Below are 21,127 nucleotides of genomic sequence, written 5' to 3' on the forward strand. Positions count from 1 at the left end.
AATTATCACGTATCCCGATGAGAGATATCGGATCGAACGACTATCGCGATCAGCATGCGCGCTCCTACCGTCGAAACGTGCAGTTCCTCGCCAAACTCCGCATCGATTCCTTCATGCTGGGCATCCTCGCCACCGTGGCGCTGGCCGCCCTGCTGCCCGCCCGCGGCGACGTGGCCGAGGTGCTGGACTGGGCCACCAAGATCGCCATCGCGGTGCTGTTCCTGCTCTACGGCGCCCGCCTGGAACCCCGGGAGGCCCTGGCCGGACTGCGGCACTGGCGACTCCACTCCGGAGTGCTGGCAGCCACTTTCGTGATCTTCCCGCTGCTCGGCCTGGCCCTGCGAGTGCTGGTGCCGAGCGTGCTCACCCCGGACCTGTACACCGGTGTGCTGTTCCTGTGCCTGGTGCCCTCGACGGTGCAGTCCTCCATCGCCTTCACCTCGATGGCCCGCGGCAATGTGGCGGGCGCGGTGGTGAGCGCCTCGCTGTCGAATCTGATCGGCGTCTTCGCGACCCCGCTGCTCGTGATGGCCTGCATGAAAACCACGGCGGGCGTGCATGTTTCACCGTCGGCAGTGCTCGCCATCGTGGTCCAGCTGCTGCTGCCGTTCCTGGCCGGGCAGTTGCTGCGCCCCCGCCTGGGCTGGGTGCTCGGCCATCCGGCCGCCACCAAGACGGTGGATCGCGGCTCGGTCTACCTGGTCGTCTACGCGGCGTTCAGTGCCGGTGTGACAGCGGGCATCTGGCACGATCTGTCGGCCCGGGTGCTGGTGTCCACGGTGCTGGTCTGCGCGGCCCTGCTGGCCACGGTGCTGGCCCTCACCACGCTGGGTGGCCGCCTGCTCGGTTTCTCCCGCGCGGACCGCATCGTGCTGACCTTCTGCGGCTCCAAGAAGAGCCTCGCCACCGGCCTGCCCATGGCCTCGGTGCTCTTCGCCGGGCATCCGGTCGGCCTGATCGTGTTGCCGCTCATGATCTTCCACCAGATCCAGCTCTTCACCTGCGCGGCTCTGGCCCAGCGCTATGCCCGCCGGGCGGACCCGGTGGAAGCCGAGTTGCCCAGCGGTGCAGTGGAACCGGTGTGATGGGTCAGTGCGCCTCGTTCACCGGTGTGCCGGTTTTGCTCGCGCCCCAGTGGTTGAAGACCAGATTGAGCACGAAGACCACGATCACGGCCGAGGTGATCGGGCTGCCCGCGATCATCTGGAAGTCGGCCGGGAACTTGGTGTAGATGTTCGGGGCCACCGCCGGCAGCAGTGCCACCGACAACGTGACCGCGATGATCAGCATATTGCTGGTGCCCTCGAACTGGACCTTGTGCAGCACCCGCAGCCCGACCGCGGTGACCATGGCGAACATGACCGTGGCCGCCCCGCCGATCACCGGACCCGGCAGTGCCGCGACCACACTGCCGACCTTGGGCACCAGCCCCAGCGCCACCAGCATGCCGCCGCAGGCCGCGACCACCCAGCGACTGCGCACGCCGGTCAGCCCGACCAGGCCGACATTCTCGGCGAAGGCGGTGTCGGGGAAGGAGTTCATGAATCCGGCCAGCACCGCGGAGAGTCCGTCGGCGGCCAGGCCGCGTCCCAGGTCCGCGGGCTCGAGCTGCTTGTCGACCATTTCGGCGACGGCGACCATATCGGCGGTGGACTCGGTGAAGGTCACCAGCATGACCACGCACATGGAGATGATCGCGCCGAGATGGAACTCGGGGGCGCCGAAGACGAACGGCCGCGAGATCGCGAACCAGCCCGAGGACCCGACCGCCGACATGTCGACCAGATGCATGGGCACCGCCACCAGCGTGCCGATCACGACACTGATCAGCACGGCCAGCTGGGCGATCAGCCCGCGGGCGAACCGGTGGATCACCACGATCAGCGCGATCACCAGCCCGGCCAGCGCGATATGTGAAATCTGGCCGTAGTCGGCCGCTTTCGGGTCGTCGCCGGCGATCAGCCCGGCGTCGGCGCCGATCAGCGACAGCCCGATCACACAGATCACGCAGCCCGACACCAGCGGCGGGAAGAACCGCACCACCTTGGCGAAGAAGCGGGCGATGATCAGACCGAACACGCCCGACACCAGGATCGCGCCGTAGACGGTGGGCAGCCCGGCCTCGCCGCCACCGAACTGCTGCGCGATCAGGATCATGGGCGAGACCACGGTGAAGGTCGCGCCCGCGACCACCGGCAGCCGCACACCGAGAATCCGGCCGATGCCGACCGACTGGATGATGGTGACGATGCCGGAGACCAGCAGATCGGCATTGACCAGCAGGCCGATGGTGTGGGCCGGCAGTTTCAGCGCCCCGCCGACGAGCAGCGGTACCGCGACCGCGCCCGCGTACATGATCGCCAGGTGCTGCAGGCCCAGCAGCGCCAATCGTGGGGGCGGCGGGATTTCGTCGACCGGATGCCGGGGCCGGGCGACGCCGATATCGGGTTTACGGGAGGGGCGCGAAAAGCGCATTTGCATGATGCCTCCTGGAACGCGTGAACAACGGCCCGAACAGGCCGCGACCACGACCCGAATGATGGCGCAGGAAATACCTGTCCCGCAGCAGATTGTTCGATTGTCCAGCCGGCTCGGCGCGCCTCCCGGCCACCTTCGTATTTTCCTACAGAATCCCGCGGCGCGCGGCCCCTCGTGTTGACCGAATATCGTGCCGCGACGTAGGTTCGGGGCCTCGTAACCCGTGGTCACAGGCAGGAGGCGACCGGATGTCCACCAATTCCGACCTGCGTCGCCTCGCCCACCGGACGGTGTGGGTGCCAGGCCGGGTGGCGCACGGCTGCTGAGGCACGGCTTTCTCGACGAGCGGAATTAATCCGCGAACACTGGATAGTGCACTCGATGTAGAAGGCAGCCTGCAATGGCAATTTTCATGACGGTGAACGGGAAGACCACGACGATTTCTCCCACCGCGCCGCATACTTCTCTGCTGGACTTTCTCCGGGAGCTCGGTCTCACGGGGTGCAAGGAGGGTTGCGCGGAAGGCGAATGCGGCGCGTGTTCGGTGCTGGTGGCCCGGCCGGGAGTGGCCGAGCCGACCGAATGGGTGGCGATCAATGCCTGCCTGGTGCCCGCCGTCGCGCTGGACGGACAGGAGATCGTCACCGCCGAGGGCCTGGGCGGCCCCGCGCGGCTGCATCCGGTGCAGCGTGAGATGGCGGTGCGCGGCGGATCGCAATGCGGTTACTGCACACCGGGATTCGTGTGCAGCATGGCCGCGGAGTACTACCGGCCGGATCGGCGGGCGCTGGACGAGATCGCACCCGACTGCGCGCATGCCGAGACCGGGCCCAATGGCTTCGATCTGCACGCGCTCAGCGGCAATCTGTGCCGGTGCACCGGCTACCGGCCCATCCGCGATGCCGCCTTCGCGGTGGGCGAGCCCGAGGCCGATGACGAACTGGCCCGGCGGCTGGCCTCCGACCCGCCGCAACCGGTGGCGACCGACTTCAGTTCCGGTGGGCAGCGTTTCGTCCGGCCCGCGACCCTCGCCGACGCACTCCGGCTGCTGCGCGAGCACCCGGACGCCACGGTGGTGGCGGGCAGCACCGACGTGGGCGTCGAGGTGAACCTCCGCGGCCGGCGGGCGGAATACACGCTGGCCGTCGATCAGCTGCCCGAACTGCGTGAGCTGACCATCGGCGCGGACCGGATCGAGCTGGGCGCCGCGCTCACCCTCACCGAGATCGAACGCCGCCTGGCCGGGCGGGTGCCACTGCTGTCGGAGTTGTTCCCGCAGTTCGCCTCCCGGCTCATCCGCAATGCGGCCACCCTGGGCGGCAACCTCGGCACCGGCTCGCCCATCGGCGACGCGCCGCCGGTGCTGCTGGCGCTGGCGGCGTCGGTCGTGCTGGCCGATGCCGACGGTGAGCGCGAGGTCGCGCTGGCCGACTACTTCACCGGCTATCGGCGCTCGGTGCGGCGGCCGGACGAGCTCATCAAGTCCGTCCGGATTCCACTGCCGCTGGCGCCGGTGACCGCCTTCCACAAGATCGCCAAACGCCGCTTCGACGACATCTCCAGCGTCGCAGTGGCTTTCGCGCTCGACATCGAAGACGGTCTGGTCCGCACCGCGCACATCGGGCTGGGCGGTGTGGCCGCCACCCCGATGCGCGCCTACGACACCGAGGCGGCCCTCGTGGGCCGGCCCTGGACCGAATCGACCGTGATCGCCGCCGCACAGGTGTTGCGGGACGGGGGCACTCCGCTCGACGATCACCGCGCCAGCGCGCGGTATCGCAGCGCCATGCTCGGGGAGAGCCTGCGCAAGCTGTTCGCCGAGACCACCGAACTCGCGGGGGTGCTGTGATGAGCCACCTGTCGCAACGACCCGAGAATCCCGCGGTGGGTGTGGCGTTGCCGCACGAGAGCGCCGCCCTGCACGTCACCGGGGCTGCGCTCTACACCGACGACCTGGTGTACCGCACCAAGGATGTGCTGCACGCGTACCCGGTGCAGGTGCCGCACGCACACGCGCGCATCACGGCCCTGCACACCGCGCCCGCGCTGCGCGTGCCGGGCGTGGTGCGGGTGCTCACCGCGGCGGACGTGCCCGGCATCAACGATGCCGGCGTCAAGCACGACGAGCCGCTGTTCCCCGACGAGGTCTGCTTCCACGGCCACGCCGTCTGCTGGGTGCTGGCCGAGACCCTGGAGGCCGCGCGGCTGGGCGCGGCGGAGGTCGAGGTGCAGCTGGAGCCGCTGCCCTCGCTGATCACGATCGAGGAAGCCGTGGCGGCCGGCAGCTTCCAGGGCGCACATCCTCAGGTGCAGCGCGGCGACCTCGAATCGGGGTTCGCGGCCTCGGCGCACGTGTTCACCGGTGAAATCCACTTCTCCGATCAAGAACACTTCTACCTCGAAACCCATGCCGCCCTGGCGCATGTCGACGAGGGCGGGCAGGTGTTCGTGCAGTCCAGCACGCAGCATCCGTCGGAGACCCAGGAGATCGTGGCCCACGTACTCGGGCTGCACAGTCACGAGGTGACCGTGCAATGCCTGCGCATGGGCGGCGGATTCGGCGGCAAGGAGATGCAGCCGCATGGCTTCGCGGCCATCGCGGCGCTCGGCGCGACCCTCACCGGGCGTCCGGTCCGGTTGCGGCTCAACCGAACCCAGGACCTGACCATGTCCGGCAAGCGGCACGGATTCCACGCGCAGTGGCGGGTCGGATTCGACGACCACGGGCACATTCAGGCCCTGGACACCACCCTGACCTCGGACGGCGGCTGGAGCCTGGACCTTTCGGAACCGGTGCTGGCCCGCGCGCTCTGCCATGTCGACAACCTGTACTGGATTCCCAACGCGCGCTTCACCGGTCGCATCGCCAAGACCAACAAGCCGTCCAATACCGCCTTCCGGGGCTTCGGCGGTCCGCAGGGCATGCTCGTCATGGAGGACCTGCTGGGCCGGTGCGCACCGCTGCTCGGCCTGGATCCGATGGAACTGCGCCGCCGCAACTTCTACCGTGCCGGGCAGACCACGCCCTACGGGCAGCAGGTGCGCCACCCCGAACGTATCACCGCCACCTGGGACCAGGTGCTCGAACGCGGTGAGATCGCCACGCGCACAAGGGAGATCGCGGCCTTCAACGCGACGCATCCGCACGTGAAGCGCGGGCTGGCCGTCACCGGCGTCAAGTTCGGCATCTCGTTCAATATGACGGCCTTCAACCAGGCCGGGGCGCTGGTGCTGATCTACAAGGACGGGTCGGTGCTGATCAATCACGGCGGCACCGAGATGGGGCAGGGCCTGCACACCAAGATGCTGCAGGTGGCGGCCACCACGCTGGGCATCCCGCTGGACAAGGTGCGGCTGGCGCCGACGCGAACGGACAAGGTGCCCAACACCTCCGCGACCGCGGCGAGTTCGGGGGCCGACCTGAACGGCGCGGCCATCAAGAACGCCTGCGAGCAGCTGCGCGAGCGCCTTCTGCAGGTGGCGGCGGCCCGGCTGGGAGTCCATGCCTCCGACGTCCGCATCGCCGACGGCGTCGCCCGCGCCCTGGGCCCCGGTGACGAGGCCGTCGAGTGGAACGAGCTGTGCCGGACGGCCTATCTGCAGCGAGTTCAGTTGTCCGCGGCCGGTTTCTACCGCACCGAGGGCCTGCACTGGGACGCGAAGACCATGCACGGCTCGCCGTTCAAGTACTTCGCCTACGGCGCCGCCGCCGCCGAGGTGGAGGTGGACGGCTTCACCGGCGCGTACCACATCCGCCGCGTCGACATCGTCCACGATGTCGGCGACAGCCTGTCCCCGCTCATCGACATCGGCCAGATCGAGGGCGGTTTCGTGCAGGGCGCGGGCTGGCTGACGCTCGAGGACATCCGCTGGGACACCGGTGACGGACCCGGCCGCGGGCGGCTGCTCACCCAGGCGGCGAGCACCTACAAGCTGCCCAGCTTCTCGGAGATGCCCGAGGTCTTCAATGTCACCCTGCTGCAGCACGCGCACGAGGAGGGCGTGGTGTACGGGTCCAAGGCGGTGGGGGAGCCGCCGCTCATGCTGGCGTTCTCGGTGCGCGAGGCACTGCGCCAGGCAGCCGCGGCCTTCGGACCGGACGGGGTGAGCGTCGAGCTGGGCGCGCCCGCCACGCCGGAGGCGGTGTACTGGGCCCTCGACGCGGCCCGGCGGGCCCGCGAATTCGCCACCGGGGAAAGCGTTTCCGCCCGTGCGTGACCTGACCTGGGTGTCCGCGGTCGCGCGACTGCGCGACCGGCGGGAACCCGGCGTCCTGGTGACGGTGGCGTCCGTGCGCGGCCATGCGCCGCGCCGGGCGGGCGCGAAAATGGTGGTGGGACAGTCCGATATCTGGGGTTCGATCGGCGGCGGCAATGTCGAGGCCGTCGCCGTCGAACGCGCCCGCGAGCTGATCGCGAAACCGCACGCCGAACCCGAGCTGATGGAATTCGCCCTCAACGACAAGGTCGTCGGTCAGCACGGCGTCCAATGCTGCGGCGGCACGGTGACCGTGCTGCTCGAGCCGCTGCCGGTGCGCCCGGCGGTGGCCATCTTCGGGGTCGGTCATGTCGGGCTGGAACTGGCCCGCATCCTGGCCCGTCAGGATGTCGACCTGCACCTGATCGACTCCCGGCCCGAGGTGCTCACCGGGGAACGGCTCGCGCCGCTGGACGACGCCATCGCCCGGGTCCATACCCATCACACGCCGCTGCTGCCGGAGCAGGTCCTCGACCGGCTGCCGCCCGGCACCCACGTCCTGATCATGACCCACGATCACGCCGAGGACGCCGCCCTCTGCGATGCCGCCCTGCGCGCCGACGACCTCGGCACCATCGGCCTGATCGGATCCCCGGCCAAGTGGGCGCGGTTCCGGAAGCGGCTCACCACCGAGGGCGGTCACTCGCCGGAAGCCCTGGGCCGCATCAAGACTCCGATCGGGCTGGCCGATATCACCGGGAAGGAACCCGCCGTCATCGCGGTGAGCGTCGCGGCGGATCTGTTGCGCACCTTCGAACTCGGGGCGCGCACCACCGACTGACGCCGCGGCCGGCCGCCGGGCTCAGTGCGTGGCCGCCAGCTCCACGCTGTGGGTGCCGGCGCGGCGGCCCGAGAAGACGCAATCGGCCAGGGACAGGCCGCTCACGTACGAGTTCGAGCACACCCCGACCGCGGCCCGGCCCGCCGCGAACAGACCCGGGATTGCCGCGCCGGATTCGGTGCGGACCGCGCCCGTCTCCTCGTCCACCAGCAGCCCGCCCAGGGTGAGCATGGGCATCGGGTAGGTCAGCCGGGACTTGAACGAGATATCCAGCAGCGCAAAGGGTCCCGCGTGCAACGGGTGGCGGATGTCGTCGGGCTTGCCCATGGGGTCGGGCAGCTGCTGCTCGATGGCGCGATTGTGCGCGTCCACGGTCTTGCGCAGGGCCGCCGGGTCGATACCGGCCCGGGCCGCGACCTCCTCGACGGTCCGGCCGGTCACGCTGCCGAACCGCAGCAGTAGCTCGGCCTGCATGCGCTGGAACCACACCGACTGCTTCCCGATCTGGCGGCGCGCCTCGGCGGCCAGCCGCGCATCGACCAGCAGCCAGGCCCGATGCCCCGGACCGGCGGCGATGGCCGCGCCCAGCGCCGCGCCGTAGCGGGACTCGTCGATCATGCGCTGCCCGTTGGCATCCACCGCGATCGAGCCGAAGTAGGCACTCGGCGGGGCGATGAAACGCCAGGTGGACAGCGCGTCCATGCGACCGGTGGCCGCGCCCGCCGCCTGGGCCATGGCGATACCGCTGCCGTCGTCACCGGCGGTGCCCAGCGGCAGGCCCTCGGCCCACGGATAGTCGGGCGCGTGCTCGGCGACCATCGCGCCATTGGCGATGAAGCCACCGGTGGTGAGGATGACACCCGACCGCGCCTGGATGCGCACCGGCGCCCCGTAGCGCCGCTCGATGCGGGCCAGCAGCGCCTGCACCGACTTGCGCAAACCCTGGTGGTACACACCGGGTTTCGCCGATATCCGGGCCAGCGCGGCGAACCTGCGCTGCACCGCCGCGGGCGCGCCGCTGATCGTGGTCGCCTCGATGCCGACCACCCGGCCGTCCTCGACCACGAGTCGCGTTGCCCGGGTACCGGTTCGAACGCGCACTCCGTGTTTCGCCGCCGACTCGGCGAGCGGACCGAACAGCTTCTTGCCGGACACGCCGCGTCCGTGCGCGCGATGCCCGCGCTGCCGCGGTCGCGCCAATTCCCGGAAGCCGCCGGAGTTTTCGCTGCCCGAGTAGTACAGGTAGTAGTCGTCGGTGGGGTACGAGGTCTTGAAGGGGCACAGCGACGGCTGGAACGGCACCCCGTGCCCGGTCAGCCAATCGATCAGTGCGGGCGACTCCTCGCAGAACCTGCGCAGTGTCCGCTCGCTCACGGTGTCGCCGACCTCGGCGCGCAGATACGCGAGCATGTTCTCCACGTCGTCCTCGACCCCGGCCGCGCGCTGCACCCAGGTGCCGCCGCCCGCGTACACGATTCCGCCGGACAGCGCCGTCGCCCCGCCGCCCAGGTAGCGGTCCAGGGCGAGCACGTCGGCGCCCGACTCCCGCGCGGCCAGCGCCGCCGCGACACCCGCGCCGCCGTATCCGACCACCACCACATCGGCCGAATAGTCCCAGGTCCGCACCGTTGCGTCCACCTTCCCGAGTGAAGAAATCCCAGCGAGGTGAACTATAACGTGTTCTAGTTCGGTGTGTGGTTCGCGGCGAGCCGGTCGCGGATGACCGGAAGGCCGGTTACCGTCGGACGGGTGGCCAGCAAGTCAGCCGCACCGGCGATCGAGGTGCCGGTCGGCGAACACACGGTGCGCGTGTCCAATCCGGATCGGGTGTACTTCCCGGAGACCGGGGCGACCAAGCTCGACCTGGTGCAGTACTACCTGAGCGTCGGCGACGGGATCGTCAACGCCTTGCGGGACCGGCCGTGCATGCTGCACCGCTTCCCGAAGGGCCTGCCCGGCGGCAAGGTCCACCAGAAACGATTGCCCGGTGGTGCGCCGGACTGGATTCCGACTGTCCAGCTGTACTTCCCGCGCTACGGCCGCACCGCCGACGAACTCTGTGTCGAGAAGCTCGCCGACGTGATCTGGGCGGTGCAGATGTCGACGGTCGAGTTCCATCCCTGGAACTCGCGCCGTTTCGATACCGAACTACCCGACGAATGGCGTATCGACCTCGACCCCATGCCGGACTGTCCGTGGTCGCGGGTGCGGCGGGTGGCCGGGGTCGTGCACGAGGTGCTCGACGAGCTGGGTGCGGTCGGCTGGCCGAAAACCTCCGGCGGCAAGGGATTACACGTGTACGTCCGCATCGCGCCCCGCTTCGGATTCCAGGAGGTGCGCCGGGCCGCGCTGGCCTTCGCCCGCGAGGTGGAGCGGCGCGCGCCCGCGGACGTCACCACCGCCTGGTGGCGCAAGGACCGCGACCCGGCCCAGCTGTTCGTGGACTACAACCAGAACGCGCGTGACCACACCATCGCCGCGGCGTACTCGGTGCGCGGCGTGCCCGAGGCGACGGTGTCGACTCCGGTCCGCTGGAACGAGATTCCCGAGGTGCACCCCGGCGACTTCACCATGAAGACCGTGCCCGCGCGCTACGCCGAACTCGGCGACCTGCACGCCGGCATCGACGAGGCGGTGTTCGACATCGAACCGCTGCTGGAGTGGGCCGACCGCGACCGGATCGACGTCGACCTCGACGAGGACGGCGGCGACTAGAGCTCGTCGGTTCCGCCGGTCAGATGGACCACGGTGAGCAGCAGGCAGGCGGCGTGCCGGAAGCGGATGGCCGGCGACATCGCCTCCTGCGCGACCGCGGCGTGGGTCGGGTCGGCTTCGCGCAGCACCCGGTCACGTACCGAACCGGATTCGAGCCAGGCATGGCATCCCGGCGGACGCCGCGGTGTCCGCCGAACACCCGACAGACAGACCCGTCCGGCCGCGGAGCAGTGAACCGTGCAGTGGGGCGTGCGGGTCCGGCCCGTGCAGCGGCTGCGTCCGCGGCTACAGGCGGGCGGGGAGTCAACGGCCGCCCGGGTCAGCGACCCGGGCCGGTGCGCGCGAGCGGTGAGTACGCTTCCAAGTGGACGGACTGAGTGCCCGAGGTGACACGGCCGGCGCAGGAGGCGCGGGATGGAGTGGTTCATCGCACCGGAATACTGGTTCGCGCGGCAGGTGATCGAGCGCGGGATCGCGGCCATCTATCTGATCGCGTTCGTGGCGGCGGCCCGGCAGTTCCGGGCGCTGACCGGGGAACACGGCATGCTACCGGTACCGCGGTTCGTGGCGCGGCGACCGTTCCGGGTGGCGCCGAGCATCTTTCAGCTGCACTACACCGACCGGTTCTTCGCGACGGTGGCCTGGAGCGGGGCGGCGGTGTCCGCGGCCCTGGTGGCCGGGGTCGCGGATCTGCTGCCGCTGTGGGCGGCCGTGGTGGTGTGGCTGCTGGTGTGGGTGCTGTACCTGTCGATCGTCAATGTGGGGCAGGTCTGGTATTCGTTCGGGTGGGAGTCGCTGCTGCTGGAGGCCGGTTTCCTGGTCGCGTTCCTCGGCAACGACCGGGTGGCCCCGCCGGTGCTGGTGGTGTGGCTGGCCCGGTGGCTGGTGTTCCGGGTGGAGTTCGGGGCGGGACTGATCAAATTGCGCGGTGACAGTTGCTGGCGGGATCTGACCTGCCTCTACTACCACCACGAGACCCAGCCCATGCCCGGCCCGCTGAGCTGGTTCTTCCATCAGCTACCGCGGCCGCTGCACCGGATCGAGGCGGGGGCCAATCACGTTGCGCAATTGGTGGTGCCCTTCGGGCTCTTCGCGCCACAGCCGATCGCGAGCGTGGCCGCCGGAATCATCATCGCCACGCAGCTGTGGCTGGTGCTGTCGGGCAACTTCGCCTTCCTCAACTGGCTGGTCATCGTGCTCGCCTGGTCCGCCGTCTCCGATTCCGCGGTGGCAAAGGTGTTTCCGATACCCGCGGCACCGGCTCTGCCGGACTCGCCGCTCTGGTTCACGGTGCCGGTATTCGTCTTCGTGGCCTGCACCGTGGTGCTCAGCTACCTGCCGGTCCGCAATATGCTGTCGAGTCATCAGCGAATGAACCAGTCCTACAATCCTTTCCATCTGATCAACACGTTCGGCGCGTTCGGCGTCGTCGACCGCATCCGCTACGAGGTGGTCGTCGAGGGCACCGACGAAGTCGCGCTCACCGCCCACACCCACTGGCGCGAATACGAATTCAAGGGCAAGCCCGGCGACCCCCGTCGGCTGCCCCGCCAGTGGGCCCCGTACCACCTGCGCCTGGACTGGCTCATGTGGTTCGCGGCCCACTCGTCCAGCTATGCCCGGCCGTGGTTCGACGGTCTCCTCCAGCGCCTGCTGCGCAACGACCCCGCCACCCTGCGCCTGCTGCGCCGCAATCCCTTCCCGGACGTCCCGCCCCGTTACATCCGCGCCCGGCTCTACGAGTACCGCTTCACCAGTCCCCGTGAACTGCTGGAGACCCACGCCTGGTGGGTTCGCACCCTGGTCGGCGAATACGCGCCGCCGATGTTCTCGCCGCGCATCTCGCGCGTGACCCGGACATAATGCGGCATGGGTTTCTTCAGGCCGCGCTGCCCGGTGGGGGAGGTGGAACGGCTCTGGGTCGAGGAGATGCTGTCCTGGTGCGCCACCCAATTCGGTACCAGGACGTTGCGCACCCCCGTCATCCTCCCGACCTCCGACTACTTCCCGGACACCTACTCGGGCGCCGAATCGCAGGCGCTCGCGGTCGTGGAGCGGGTGGTCCGGTACATGGGGGTGGGGCGGGATCGCATTGTCGTGGAACTCGATCCGGCCGGTGCGGCGCCGCCCGACCAGCTCATGCAGCTGGAGGGCGCGGCCCGCGGCGAGGCCGGGCACTACCGGCTCGAGCACGGGCGGGCGGTGGTGACGCTCGAACTGGCGCGGCTGCGCTCACCGGTCACGCTGGTGGCGACCGTAGCCCACGAACTCGCCCATGAGCGACTGCTCGGTGAGCAGCGCATCGCACCGGACCGGCACGACGGCGAACAACTCACCGATCTGGCCACGGTCTACCTCGGCCTCGGCGTCTTCAATGCCAATGCGGCCTTCCAGTTCTCGCAGAACAGCCGTGGCTGGCGCTCCCAGCGCCTGGGCTACCTCTCCCAGCCCATGTACGGCTACGCCCTGGCCTGCTGGACGGTCATGCGCGGCGACCCGCGCCCCGCCTGGTCGGCCCACCTCGATACCAACCCCCGTGTCTACATGAAGCAGTCCCTCAAATACCTGCGAGCCAACCCCGACGCTCTCCCTGGCTGGCGCGCCGCGGCGTTCGAATCCTGAAGCCGGCCTTCGGATCCGGAAGGCCCGATCCGAAGGCCGTGCGCCGCGACTACGCGGTGCTGCTCGTGCTGCCGTTCTCCAGGTGACCGGCGAAATGCCTGCGCCAGTTGGAGTTTCCGGAGAGGCTGAGCGTCAGGTCGTACCAGCCCTGGTCGAGCGGGGCGGTGATATCGCGTTTGGATCCGGCGTCGATCGTGGCCGGGGAACCGCCGCTCACCTGGACCGTCAGTGCCGAAGTGCCGGCATTGCTCACGGTGACGATGAACGTGGGCTGATCGGTGGTGCCACCGACGGCGGCGGTGGCGGTGAGCGCCGCGGTATCGGCGTTGCCCGCGGCCTCGACGAGGAATCCGTTGGGGGCGTGGATCGCGAAGTCGTAGGAGCCGCCGAGCTGGAATCGCTCCTGGGCGCTGCCGCCCGGGGCGACCACGGTCTGCCGGATCGAATTGTCGTGGTAGGCAAAGGTTTGGAACGGCATGGCCACCGTGCCCTGATTGCCGTACCTGGCCGTCGCGGCGTTCCCGGCGACCTCCACCCAGGCGACCGGCTGATAGGGCAGCGGCCGGGCCTTGGCGCGGCCCGCGTCCTGGACCGGCATCTGCTGTCCGGCGGGGGAGGGCGGGGTCGGCTTGGGCAGGTTCTTCTGACCGGCCGCGCGGGCGCGCTCGGCATTGGCGTCGGGCAGGGTGGGAATACTGGTGTCGCGTCTGCCGAAATCGAAGCAGCTGGTGAGGTCGCCGCACACCGCGCGCCGCCAGGCCGAGATATTGGGTTCGACGACGCCGGTCCACTGCTCCAGGAAGCGCAGCACCGAAGTGTGATCGAACACTTGGGAATTCACGTAGCCGCCGCGGCTCCACGGTGAGATGACCAGCATCGGTACCCGTGGTCCCAGGCCGATCGGCGACTGCCCGCCCAGCAGCGCCCCGGCCCGGCTGATCAGGGTGTCCATGGTCGCCGAGCCCGAGGCGAGCCCGAGCGTCGCCGAGCCGGAATTCAGGTCGGTGCCGGTGATCTCCAGCGACGGCAGGATCTCGTCGGGGGTGCCGGGTGGCGCGGTCGGCGGCACTACGTGGTCGAAGAAGCCGTCGTTCTCGTCGTAATTGACGAGCAGGACCGTCGACTCCCACAGTTTCGGGTTGGCCCACAGGGCCTGCAGGACGCGCTGGATGTAGGCGGCGCCGTCGGCGGGACGGTAGGCCGGATGCTCGGAGTAGCCGGCGGGCGCGACCACCCAGGACACCTGCGGCAGGGTGCCGGCGGCGCAATCGGAAATGAACTGCTGCAGCACGTAATCGACATTGGTGCCGTCGGTGCCGGCCGGTGCGGGCGTCATGCCGGTCGTGGTCACCTTGGCGCGATCGGCCAGCTGGCGGACCGCGGGATCGGACGAGGCCGCCGCGTCGTGATACGCGCGGAACAGCCACAGCGGATTGTCGCCGAAGTCGGCGAGGAAGTCGCCGCCGCTGTGCGAGTCGGCGTACACCTGCCACGAGATTCCGGCCTGCTGCAGGCGTTCCGGATAGGTGGTCCAGGTGTAGACGGGCCGATAGTCCGGGGGATTGGACACGGCGGGTCCGCCCGCCCGGCCGGCGGCGTCGATGGTGCCGGTCCAGTGGAACAGCCGATTCGGGGTGGTGGGTCCCTGGATCGAACAGAAGTAGTGATCACAGATGGTGAACGCGGAGGCCAGCGCGCGATGGAAGGGAATGTCGGCCTCGGTGAAGTAGCCCATGGTCATCTTGGACTTGGCCGCGATCCAGGAGTGGTAGGCGCCATCGGCCCACGCCATGTGCGTGGTGTTCCAGTCATGCGCCAGATCGCCGAGATCCTGCCCGTCCACCCGGCTGGTGTCGACGTGCCAGGGCAACAGGAATCCGGTGCTGCTGAACGCATCCGGCTGATGGAACGCGTCCCGGTTGTCGCCGCCCGCCGATCCGCTGCTGCTCCCGCTGCCCGATCCGCTGGCCGATCCGCTCGCCGATCCACTGGCACTCCCGGTGCCCGCCGACCCACTGCCCAGATCGGTCCCGGGTCCGCCGGCGAGGACGGTGTCCATGGCCGCCTGCAGGATCGGGTCGTAGCCGCCGGTGGGCAGCCTGACGGCGCGCTTGTCACCGAAACCCCGGACGCCGCTCATGGTTCCGAAGTAGTGATCGAACGAGCGGTTCTCCTGCATCAGGATCACCACGTGCTGAACCTGATCCAACGAACCCGAGCGCCCCGGTTCCGCCAGTGCCTCCGCCATGCCCTCCGGCAGCCCGGTCACCCCCGCCGCGCCCGCGGCCAGCATCGACCCCAGCACCGTTCGCCGATTCGTCCTGGCGAATCCACGCCCCATCAGAAATCTCCGATCCGTCGTCTGTCCCCAGCCATCGCGGCGCCGCAGACGCTACCGGCACCCCCGCCGGTCCGCAGCGTCCAAAACGTGTCCTGGCCAGCGCTTTTCGCTATAAGCGCGGATAGTGGGGGTGCCGGTAGCGGAAAAATCGGCCCCATGAAGTTGGTCGGATGATCACCCCGGGGTCATGTAGAGGTGCCACGGTGGTCGCGTGCGGACGGAGACACAGGCGCGGCCGGCGCGCGCGGTGCGCTGGTTCCACCTGGTGTGCGACCGGGTGGTGGCGCGGCTGCCGTTCGGGCTGGGCCGGTTCGTGGCCCCGACCTTCGTCGGCTATCTGCTGGTGAGCGGGTTCACCTTCACGCTGGATCTGGTGGTGCTGACCGCCCTGCACGGGGTCGCGGGCCTGGCGCTGCCGATCGCGGTGACCGTGGCCTATTGCACGGCATTCGGCGCGAGCTATCTGCTGAATCGGACCCTCAACTTCGAGTCGCACGCCGCGGTCGGTCCGCAGGTCGCCGTCTATGTCGTGGTGGTCGCGGTGAACTACCTGCTGTTCATCCTCGGCGTGACCAGCGGTGTGGCCGCCCTCGGCATCGACTACCGGATCGCCCGCATCCTGGGCGGTCTCGGCGAGGGCTTGTTCATGTACGCGTCGATGCGGCTGCTCGTCTTCCGGACCTGGTCACCGACCAGCGGCCGCTCGCGTCGTTAGCGCGCGTGTGCGATACCCGGCCACCAGCGCTACCAGCGACGACGGGTCAGCGGGGCTGGACGGGGGCGGGCTGGACGGGCATATAGGTATGGCTTACCTTGGCACCCGTGAGTGTTGCCGAGGCTGTGCCGAATCTGCTGATCTGCCTGCGGGAGGGCCTGGAGGCGGGGCTCGTGGTGACCATCCTGCTGGCCGCCGTGCGCCGGCTGTCCACACCTGAACGCCCGGTCTCGACCACGCCGGTCTGGCTGGGTGTGCTCGGCGCGATCTCGGTGGCCGGGAGTTTCGCCGCCGTGCTGACGTATTCGACTGCCGCACTGACCAGTTCGGCCCGGGCCGCGGTCGCGGGCGTGCTGAGCGTGCTGGCCGTGGCCCTGGTCACCGCGATGATCTTCTGGATGCGGCGCACCGGGGCCTCGCTGTCGGGACAGCTGCGCGGTGAGGTCGCGCGGGCCGCGGGGCTGGGCGCGGGCGTGCTCGCGGTGACGGCGTTCCTGGCCGTCGGGCGCGAGGGCCTGGAGACCACGCTGTTCGTGTGGACGGCCATCAAGGCGGCGGGATCGACAGCCGCTCCGCTGGTCGGCGCGGCCCTCGGACTGGGTATCGCGATCGCGCTGTGCTGGTTGCTGTTCCGGCGTGCGGTACGGCTGAACCTCGGTGTCTTCTTCAACCGGACCGCCGTGCTGCTCATCATCATCGCCGCGGGCGTGCTCGCCTACGGCCTCGGTGACCTGCAGGAGGCGGGCTGGCTGCCGGGCGCGCGCTGGATCGCGTTCGACCTGACCGCGCACGTCGACCCGAACTCGTGGTGGGTCTCGATCATCACCGGCATCACCAACCTGTCGCCGAAGATGACGGTGCTGCAGGTGGTGGCGTGGATCGCCTACCTGGCCACCGTGATTCCGCTGTTCGTCCGGGCGGGCCGCACCCCCGCGACCGAGGCCGAGCCGGTGGCGAAGCCGGAAACCGAGCCCACCGACAAGAAGCCGGAAACCGAGCCCGCGCACGCGGATTGGTGGGAGCGGATCGCCGGTCCGCGTCCGGTGCTGGTCGGCGCGACCCTGGTGCTGGTCCCGGTGCTGGCGGCCGGCACCGCCATCGCCCTGCTGCCCTCGGGCGGCGCGAACACCGCGCGCACGGTCACCGTGACGGCGGATGCCTGTGCGCCGGAATGGACCTCGGCGCACACCGGCACCCAGACCATCGCGGTGCACAACACGTCCGGCAAGTCCGGCGAGATCGATCTGGTCGACGCGGACGGCGCGGTGGCCGGTGAGATCGAGAACATCGGTCCCGGCACCACCGCCGAGCTGACCGCGACCCTGAATTCGGGCAGCTACACCATTGTCTGCCTGATGTCGGGCCGCCCGTCGCTGTCCTCGCCGCGCGTTCAGGCCACCGGTCCGCAGACGGACGCGCCGCCGGCCTTCAAACCCGCGCGGGCCAGCGAACTGCACGGGCCGAACGAGGCCTACCAGGCGTACGTGCGGGGCGTGCTGACCCGTCTGACCGGTGCCGTCGGCACGGTCGGCCGGGATCTGCGGGCGCGCAATATCCCCGCTGCGCAGGCCGATTGGCTGCTCGCGCTGCAGGAGTGGGAGCGGGTCGGCGCGTCGTACAACAGCTTCGGCGAGGCGGGGACCGCGGTCGACGGGCTGCCCGGCGGTCTGCCGGACGGCGTCAACGATCCGGGATTCACCGGCCTGCACCGCCTCGAATACGGCCTCTGGCACGGCCAGGGCCCGGATCAGCTGCTGCCCGTGGTCGACAAGCTCACCGCGGATATCGCCGCGATCGGGGACAAGCTGACCAGCACCGATATCGCCGGTGATCCCGCCACCCTGCCGGTGCGCGCCCACGAGATTCTGGAAGACGCACTGCGCGACCACCTTTCGGGCCTGGACGATCAGGGTGCGGGCGCGGCCTATCCGGCGACGCTGGCCGATGTCGAGGTCACCCGCACCGTCCTGGATCAGCTCGCCGTCCCGCTGGACGAGCGTGACCCGCAGCTGCGCCCCGACCTCGGGACCAAATTGGACCGGCTGCGCGCTGCCCTGCTGGCCACCCAGGACAACGGCCGCTGGCGCACGCCCGCGCAGACGTCGCAGGCGACCCGGCAGGCGGTGCTCGCCGCGATCGGCGCCGCCCTGGAAACACTGGACCGGGTGCCGCGGCTGCTGGAAACCAAAGCGAACTGACTCTCTACGAAGGACCGAGGCCATCACCATGACTGTCAGCCGCCGCCGCTTCCTCTCCGGCGCCGCCGCGGGCGCCGCCGGAACCGCCCTGACCGCAGGCGTTCTCGTCGAGGGCGCCCGCGTGGACGCCGCCGCGGGCGGGCAGGCCACGACCACACCGGCCTACCCGTTCCACGGCGCGCATCAGGCGGGCATTCTCACCCCGGCTCCGGCCGATCGCCAGAATGCCTCCTGTTTCGCCGCATTCGACGTGACCGCCGCCAACCGCGCCGAACTCGCCGACCTGATGAAGACGCTCACCGAGCGCGCCCGCGCCCTCACCGCCGGTGGCCCGCCGCCGGATCTGGGTCCGAGCCACCCGCCCGCCGACAGCGCCGTCCTGGGGCCCGATATCCCGGCCGACGGCCTGACCGTCACCACCGGTGTCGGTGCGAGCCTGTTCGATCAGCGGTACGGGCTGGCTTCCCGGAAGCCCGCGCACCTGACACCGATGCGGGTCTTCCCCGACGACTCCCCGGAAGCGGCGTGGATGCACGGTGATCTGCTGCTGCAGCTGTGCGCCCACAACCCCGACACCATCCACCACGCCATCCGCGATCTCACCCGCCACACCCGTGGCGGGATCCAATTGCGCTGGAAGATCCAGGGTTACAACTCCCCGCCGCGGCCGTCCGGCACCGGCCGCAATCTGCTCGGCTTCAAGGACGGCACCGCCAACCCGACCGGTTCCGACGCCGCCGCTCTGATCTGGGCCGACAGCCCCGACGAGCCCGCGTGGACCCGGGGCGGCACCTACCAGGTGGTCCGCCTCATCCGCATGCTGGTGGAGTTCTGGGACCGCGTCTCGATCGCGGAGCAGGAGAACATGTTCGGCCGTCGCCGCGAATCCGGCGCACCCCTGGACGGCACCAAGGAATTCGACGTCCCCAACTACGCCGCCGATCCCGACGCCACCGTCACCCCCGCCACCGCCCACATCCGCCTGGCCAATCCCCGCACCGCCGACACCGCCGACCAGCAGCTGCTGCGCCGCTCCTACAACTACGACCTCGGCGTCGACCCGAACGGCAATCTCGCCACCGGCCACATCTTCACCTGCTTCCAGCAGGACATCCAGCGTCAGTTCGAAACCATCCAGACCCGTTTGGCCGGAGAGCCTTTGACCGACTACGTCCAGCCCTTCGGCGGCGGCTACTTCTTCGTCCTGCCGGGCGTCACCGACACCAAGGACTGGTACGCCCGCACGCTGCTGAGCTGATCCGTCACCGCCCGAGCCGGGTCAGACCGTCAGCACGGTGTGGATCCGGTTGCCGGGGTCGATGGTTCGGCGCAGCGCGGCCAGGCGCGGGTAGTTTTGGCCGTAGTAGCGGCTGAGGGGATCGCCGGGTTCGAGGTAGTTGGCATAGGCCCCCACCGAGACCGGTGCGAAGAGCCGGTGGGCGGCGGTGACCCAGGCCTGGGCGGTGTCGTGCGGGATCGGTTGGTAGGCGCCCCATTCGACGAGGGCGGCGTGGTTGCGCCAGGGGAAGGCGGTGGCGGTGGGTGCGGTATCGCGGATCGCGCCGTCGAGGGTGTTGATCTGCACCCAGCCGGTGCCGCCGGCGCGCGAGAAGATCGTCAGGGCTTCGATGATGCGGGCGATGGCGTCGGAGGTCAGCTCGGAGACGACGTCGGAACCGTTGGTGAAACTCGCGCGCGGTGAGGTGGGGCTGCCGCCCGCCAGATACATGATGGTGTCCATGTGATCGAGGGTCTGCGTGTCGGTGGTCGACGGTGGCAGACCGATCGCATCCGTCAGCGCGGCCGCGGCCTGGTCGCCGGACCCGGCCGGGCAGACCAGCTGCAGCCAGCAGTCCAGGCTGCCGTTGCCATCGGCGTCGATGCTCACGTCGGCCCACTGGGTGCGGTCCGCGGACTGCAGCCAGGTGGACCAGCCGGCGATCACCTGCGCGGCGCTGTCGCCGGGAAAGGTCAAGCGCACCAAATCTTTTGGCGTCGCGGGACAGGTGTCGAAGGTCAGCGAGGTGACCACGCCGAACAGTGGGCCGCCGCCGCGCAGCGCCCAGAGCAGGTCCGGGCGGGAGGTCTCGGAGACCTCCGCGACGGTGCCGTCGGGCAGCACGAGCGTCGCGCCGGCGAGCCGGTCACAGGTGACGCCGTAGGCGCGGGATTCGAAGCCGAGGCCGCCGCCGAGGGCGAGTCCGCTGATGCCGACATCCGGGCACATACCGGTCGGGATGGTCAGATCCGACCGGTCGAGCTCGCGGTAGACGTCGTACAGGGTGTGGCCCGGCCCCACCACCGCCTGTCCCGCATCGACAACGCTCACGCCGGTGAGCTGCCGGACGTCGATGATCATCGCGCCGGTCGTCGTCGACACCCCCGCGTAGGAGTGCCCGCCGGACCGAGCGGCCACGGGCAGCCGGTATTCGGCCGCGAAACTCATGGCGGAGACGACATCGGCGGTCGAGGCGACCTGCACCACGGCAGTGGGTGTTTCGCTGTCGAACCGGGTGTTGAAGACCTGCCTGGCCATCTCGTAGCCGGCGTCCCCGACCCGGACGACGCGGCCGCGGATGAGCCGCTCCAGCCTGCTCCAATTCGGTTTGGCCGCACCGGGTCCGGAGGCGACCGAGACGGGATCGGCATCGGAGAGGCCGGTGAATCCCCACCCGGCCAGGGCGATTCCCAGTGCGCCACACAGAAATGTGCCTCGCGAGAAGCCGGCATCCGTCGCCCGTACGGATCTCACTCTGCGCATGTGCCCTCCAGGCTCGGTGCTAGCCGGAAAACCATGGCGGGCAACGGATGCACGCCTGCCCGGGACGTCGACTATGTGTGGTTTGCCGCAATTTCCTGCGGATGTTCAACAGCCGCCAGGTAATTGTGCCGACCACCCGGGTGGCGAGGCATGAGTTCGACCTAGGCCTAAGACAACTCACAGGCAACCGTAACCGAATTTGCCCGCGTGTCGCTCTAGGTCGTGAAGTTGCGCTCTAGGTAGTGAAGTTGGAGGAGCT

At 69.6% G+C, this 21,127-nt stretch carries 15 protein-coding genes; 10 read left to right on the forward strand and 5 right to left on the reverse strand.

Annotated elements, in window-relative coordinates; translation table 11 throughout:
* Positions 1-77 precede the first annotated feature (77 nt).
* Positions 78-1,085 carry a bile acid:sodium symporter family protein gene (locus ABZV44_RS26765; protein ID WP_354841826.1) on the forward strand — a complete coding sequence of 336 codons (1,008 nt, stop codon included), beginning with the start codon at positions 78-80 and terminating at the stop codon, positions 1,083-1,085.
* A gap of 4 nt (positions 1,086-1,089) precedes the next feature.
* Here ABZV44_RS26765 and ABZV44_RS26770 read toward each other — a convergent pair whose 3' ends face one another.
* Positions 1,090-2,481, reverse strand: a complete 1,392-nt coding sequence (locus tag ABZV44_RS26770) for a nucleobase:cation symporter-2 family protein (RefSeq protein WP_354841690.1) — start codon at positions 2,479-2,481, stop codon at positions 1,090-1,092.
* Positions 2,482-2,878: 397 nt separating this feature from the next.
* On the opposite strand from ABZV44_RS26770, the gene ABZV44_RS26775 reads away from it, so the two are divergent.
* The 3 genes from ABZV44_RS26775 to xdhC are packed head-to-tail and all read left to right on the forward strand — an operon-like array spanning position 2,879 to position 7,516.
* A complete protein-coding gene (locus ABZV44_RS26775) occupies positions 2,879-4,327 on the forward strand; it encodes an FAD binding domain-containing protein (RefSeq protein WP_354841693.1) in 1,449 nt (482 codons plus the stop codon).
* On the forward strand, positions 4,327-6,696 hold the full coding sequence (gene xdhB, locus ABZV44_RS26780; RefSeq protein ID WP_354841696.1) for a xanthine dehydrogenase molybdopterin binding subunit: 2,370 nt from the start codon (positions 4,327-4,329) through the stop codon (positions 6,694-6,696). The genes ABZV44_RS26775 and xdhB overlap by 1 nt, the downstream gene beginning before the upstream one ends.
* Positions 6,689-7,516, forward strand: a complete 828-nt coding sequence (gene xdhC / locus ABZV44_RS26785) for a xanthine dehydrogenase accessory protein XdhC (RefSeq protein WP_354841699.1) — start codon at positions 6,689-6,691, stop codon at positions 7,514-7,516. Before xdhB ends, xdhC begins: the two co-directional genes overlap by 8 nt.
* A 21-nt stretch (positions 7,517-7,537) precedes the next feature.
* On the opposite strand, the gene ABZV44_RS26790 is transcribed toward xdhC, so the two are convergent.
* Complete coding sequence (locus ABZV44_RS26790; protein WP_354841701.1) at positions 7,538-9,154, reverse strand: FAD-binding protein; 1,617 nt, start codon at positions 9,152-9,154, stop codon at positions 7,538-7,540.
* 81 nt (positions 9,155-9,235) lie between these two features.
* Here ABZV44_RS26790 and ligD point away from each other — a divergent pair, with 81 nt between their 5' ends.
* The gene (ligD, locus tag ABZV44_RS26795) at positions 9,236-10,231 is read left to right on the forward strand and encodes a non-homologous end-joining DNA ligase (protein ID WP_354841703.1); all 996 of its coding nucleotides are present in this window, start codon (positions 9,236-9,238) and stop codon (positions 10,229-10,231) included.
* Here the strand turns inward: ligD and ABZV44_RS26800 are convergent.
* Positions 10,228-10,359, reverse strand: coding sequence for a hypothetical protein (locus ABZV44_RS26800; protein ID WP_354841706.1), 132 nt, complete (start codon positions 10,357-10,359; stop codon positions 10,228-10,230). The two genes, ligD and ABZV44_RS26800, sit on opposite strands and share 4 nt — an antisense overlap.
* A gap of 286 nt (positions 10,360-10,645) precedes the next feature.
* Between ABZV44_RS26800 and ABZV44_RS26805 the strand changes: the two genes are divergently transcribed.
* Together ABZV44_RS26805 and ABZV44_RS26810 are read left to right on the forward strand one after the other, a co-directional pair.
* Positions 10,646-12,094 (forward strand): lipase maturation factor family protein, encoded by a 1,449-nt coding sequence (locus tag ABZV44_RS26805; RefSeq protein WP_354841709.1) that lies wholly within the window; start codon positions 10,646-10,648, stop codon positions 12,092-12,094.
* Between the two features lie 6 nt (positions 12,095-12,100).
* Positions 12,101-12,853, forward strand: a complete 753-nt coding sequence (locus tag ABZV44_RS26810) for a hypothetical protein (protein ID WP_354841711.1) — start codon at positions 12,101-12,103, stop codon at positions 12,851-12,853.
* Between the two features lie 49 nt (positions 12,854-12,902).
* Here ABZV44_RS26810 and ABZV44_RS26815 read toward each other — a convergent pair whose 3' ends face one another.
* Positions 12,903-15,146, reverse strand: coding sequence for a phosphocholine-specific phospholipase C (locus ABZV44_RS26815; RefSeq protein ID WP_354841829.1), 2,244 nt, complete (start codon positions 15,144-15,146; stop codon positions 12,903-12,905).
* Between the two features lie 259 nt (positions 15,147-15,405).
* On the opposite strand from ABZV44_RS26815, the gene ABZV44_RS26820 reads away from it, so the two are divergent.
* The 3 genes from ABZV44_RS26820 to efeB all read left to right on the forward strand — a co-directional run bounded on the left by ABZV44_RS26820 (position 15,406) and on the right by efeB (position 19,365).
* Positions 15,406-15,909, forward strand: a complete 504-nt coding sequence (locus tag ABZV44_RS26820; protein WP_354841714.1) for a GtrA family protein — start codon at positions 15,406-15,408, stop codon at positions 15,907-15,909.
* 107 nt (positions 15,910-16,016) lie between these two features.
* A complete protein-coding gene (gene efeU / locus ABZV44_RS26825; RefSeq protein ID WP_354841716.1) occupies positions 16,017-18,107 on the forward strand; it encodes an iron uptake transporter permease EfeU in 2,091 nt (696 codons plus the stop codon).
* 28 nt (positions 18,108-18,135) lie between these two features.
* Complete coding sequence (gene efeB / locus ABZV44_RS26830) at positions 18,136-19,365, forward strand: iron uptake transporter deferrochelatase/peroxidase subunit (RefSeq protein ID WP_354841719.1); 1,230 nt, start codon at positions 18,136-18,138, stop codon at positions 19,363-19,365.
* Positions 19,366-19,386: 21 nt separating this feature from the next.
* Here efeB and ABZV44_RS26835 read toward each other — a convergent pair whose 3' ends face one another.
* The gene (locus tag ABZV44_RS26835; RefSeq protein ID WP_354841721.1) at positions 19,387-20,868 is read right to left on the reverse strand and encodes an FAD-binding oxidoreductase; all 1,482 of its coding nucleotides are present in this window, start codon (positions 20,866-20,868) and stop codon (positions 19,387-19,389) included.
* Positions 20,869-21,127 lie beyond the last annotated feature (259 nt).

This window comes from Nocardia sp. NPDC004860 (assembly GCF_040609015.1).
GTDB lineage: Bacteria > Actinomycetota > Actinomycetes > Mycobacteriales > Mycobacteriaceae > Nocardia.

What these genes read in the sequence shown, in the direction of transcription:
- ABZV44_RS26770 (WP_354841690.1), bottom strand. Translation starts at nt 2,481, where the DNA reads ATGCAAATGCGCTTTTCGCGCCCCTCCCGTAAACCCGATATCGGCGTC.
- ABZV44_RS26775 (WP_354841693.1), top strand. Translation starts at nt 2,879, where the DNA reads ATGGCAATTTTCATGACGGTGAACGGGAAGACCACGACGATTTCTCCC.
- xdhB (WP_354841696.1), top strand. Translation starts at nt 4,327, where the DNA reads ATGAGCCACCTGTCGCAACGACCCGAGAATCCCGCGGTGGGTGTGGCG.
- ligD (WP_354841703.1), top strand. Translation starts at nt 9,236, where the DNA reads ATGACCGGAAGGCCGGTTACCGTCGGACGGGTGGCCAGCAAGTCAGCC.
- ABZV44_RS26805 (WP_354841709.1), top strand. Translation starts at nt 10,646, where the DNA reads ATGGAGTGGTTCATCGCACCGGAATACTGGTTCGCGCGGCAGGTGATC.
- ABZV44_RS26810 (WP_354841711.1), top strand. Translation starts at nt 12,101, where the DNA reads ATGGGTTTCTTCAGGCCGCGCTGCCCGGTGGGGGAGGTGGAACGGCTC.
- ABZV44_RS26815 (WP_354841829.1), bottom strand. Translation starts at nt 15,146, where the DNA reads ATGCTGGCCGCGGGCGCGGCGGGGGTGACCGGGCTGCCGGAGGGCATG.
- efeB (WP_354841719.1), top strand. Translation starts at nt 18,136, where the DNA reads ATGACTGTCAGCCGCCGCCGCTTCCTCTCCGGCGCCGCCGCGGGCGCC.
- ABZV44_RS26835 (WP_354841721.1), bottom strand. Translation starts at nt 20,868, where the DNA reads ATGCGCAGAGTGAGATCCGTACGGGCGACGGATGCCGGCTTCTCGCGA.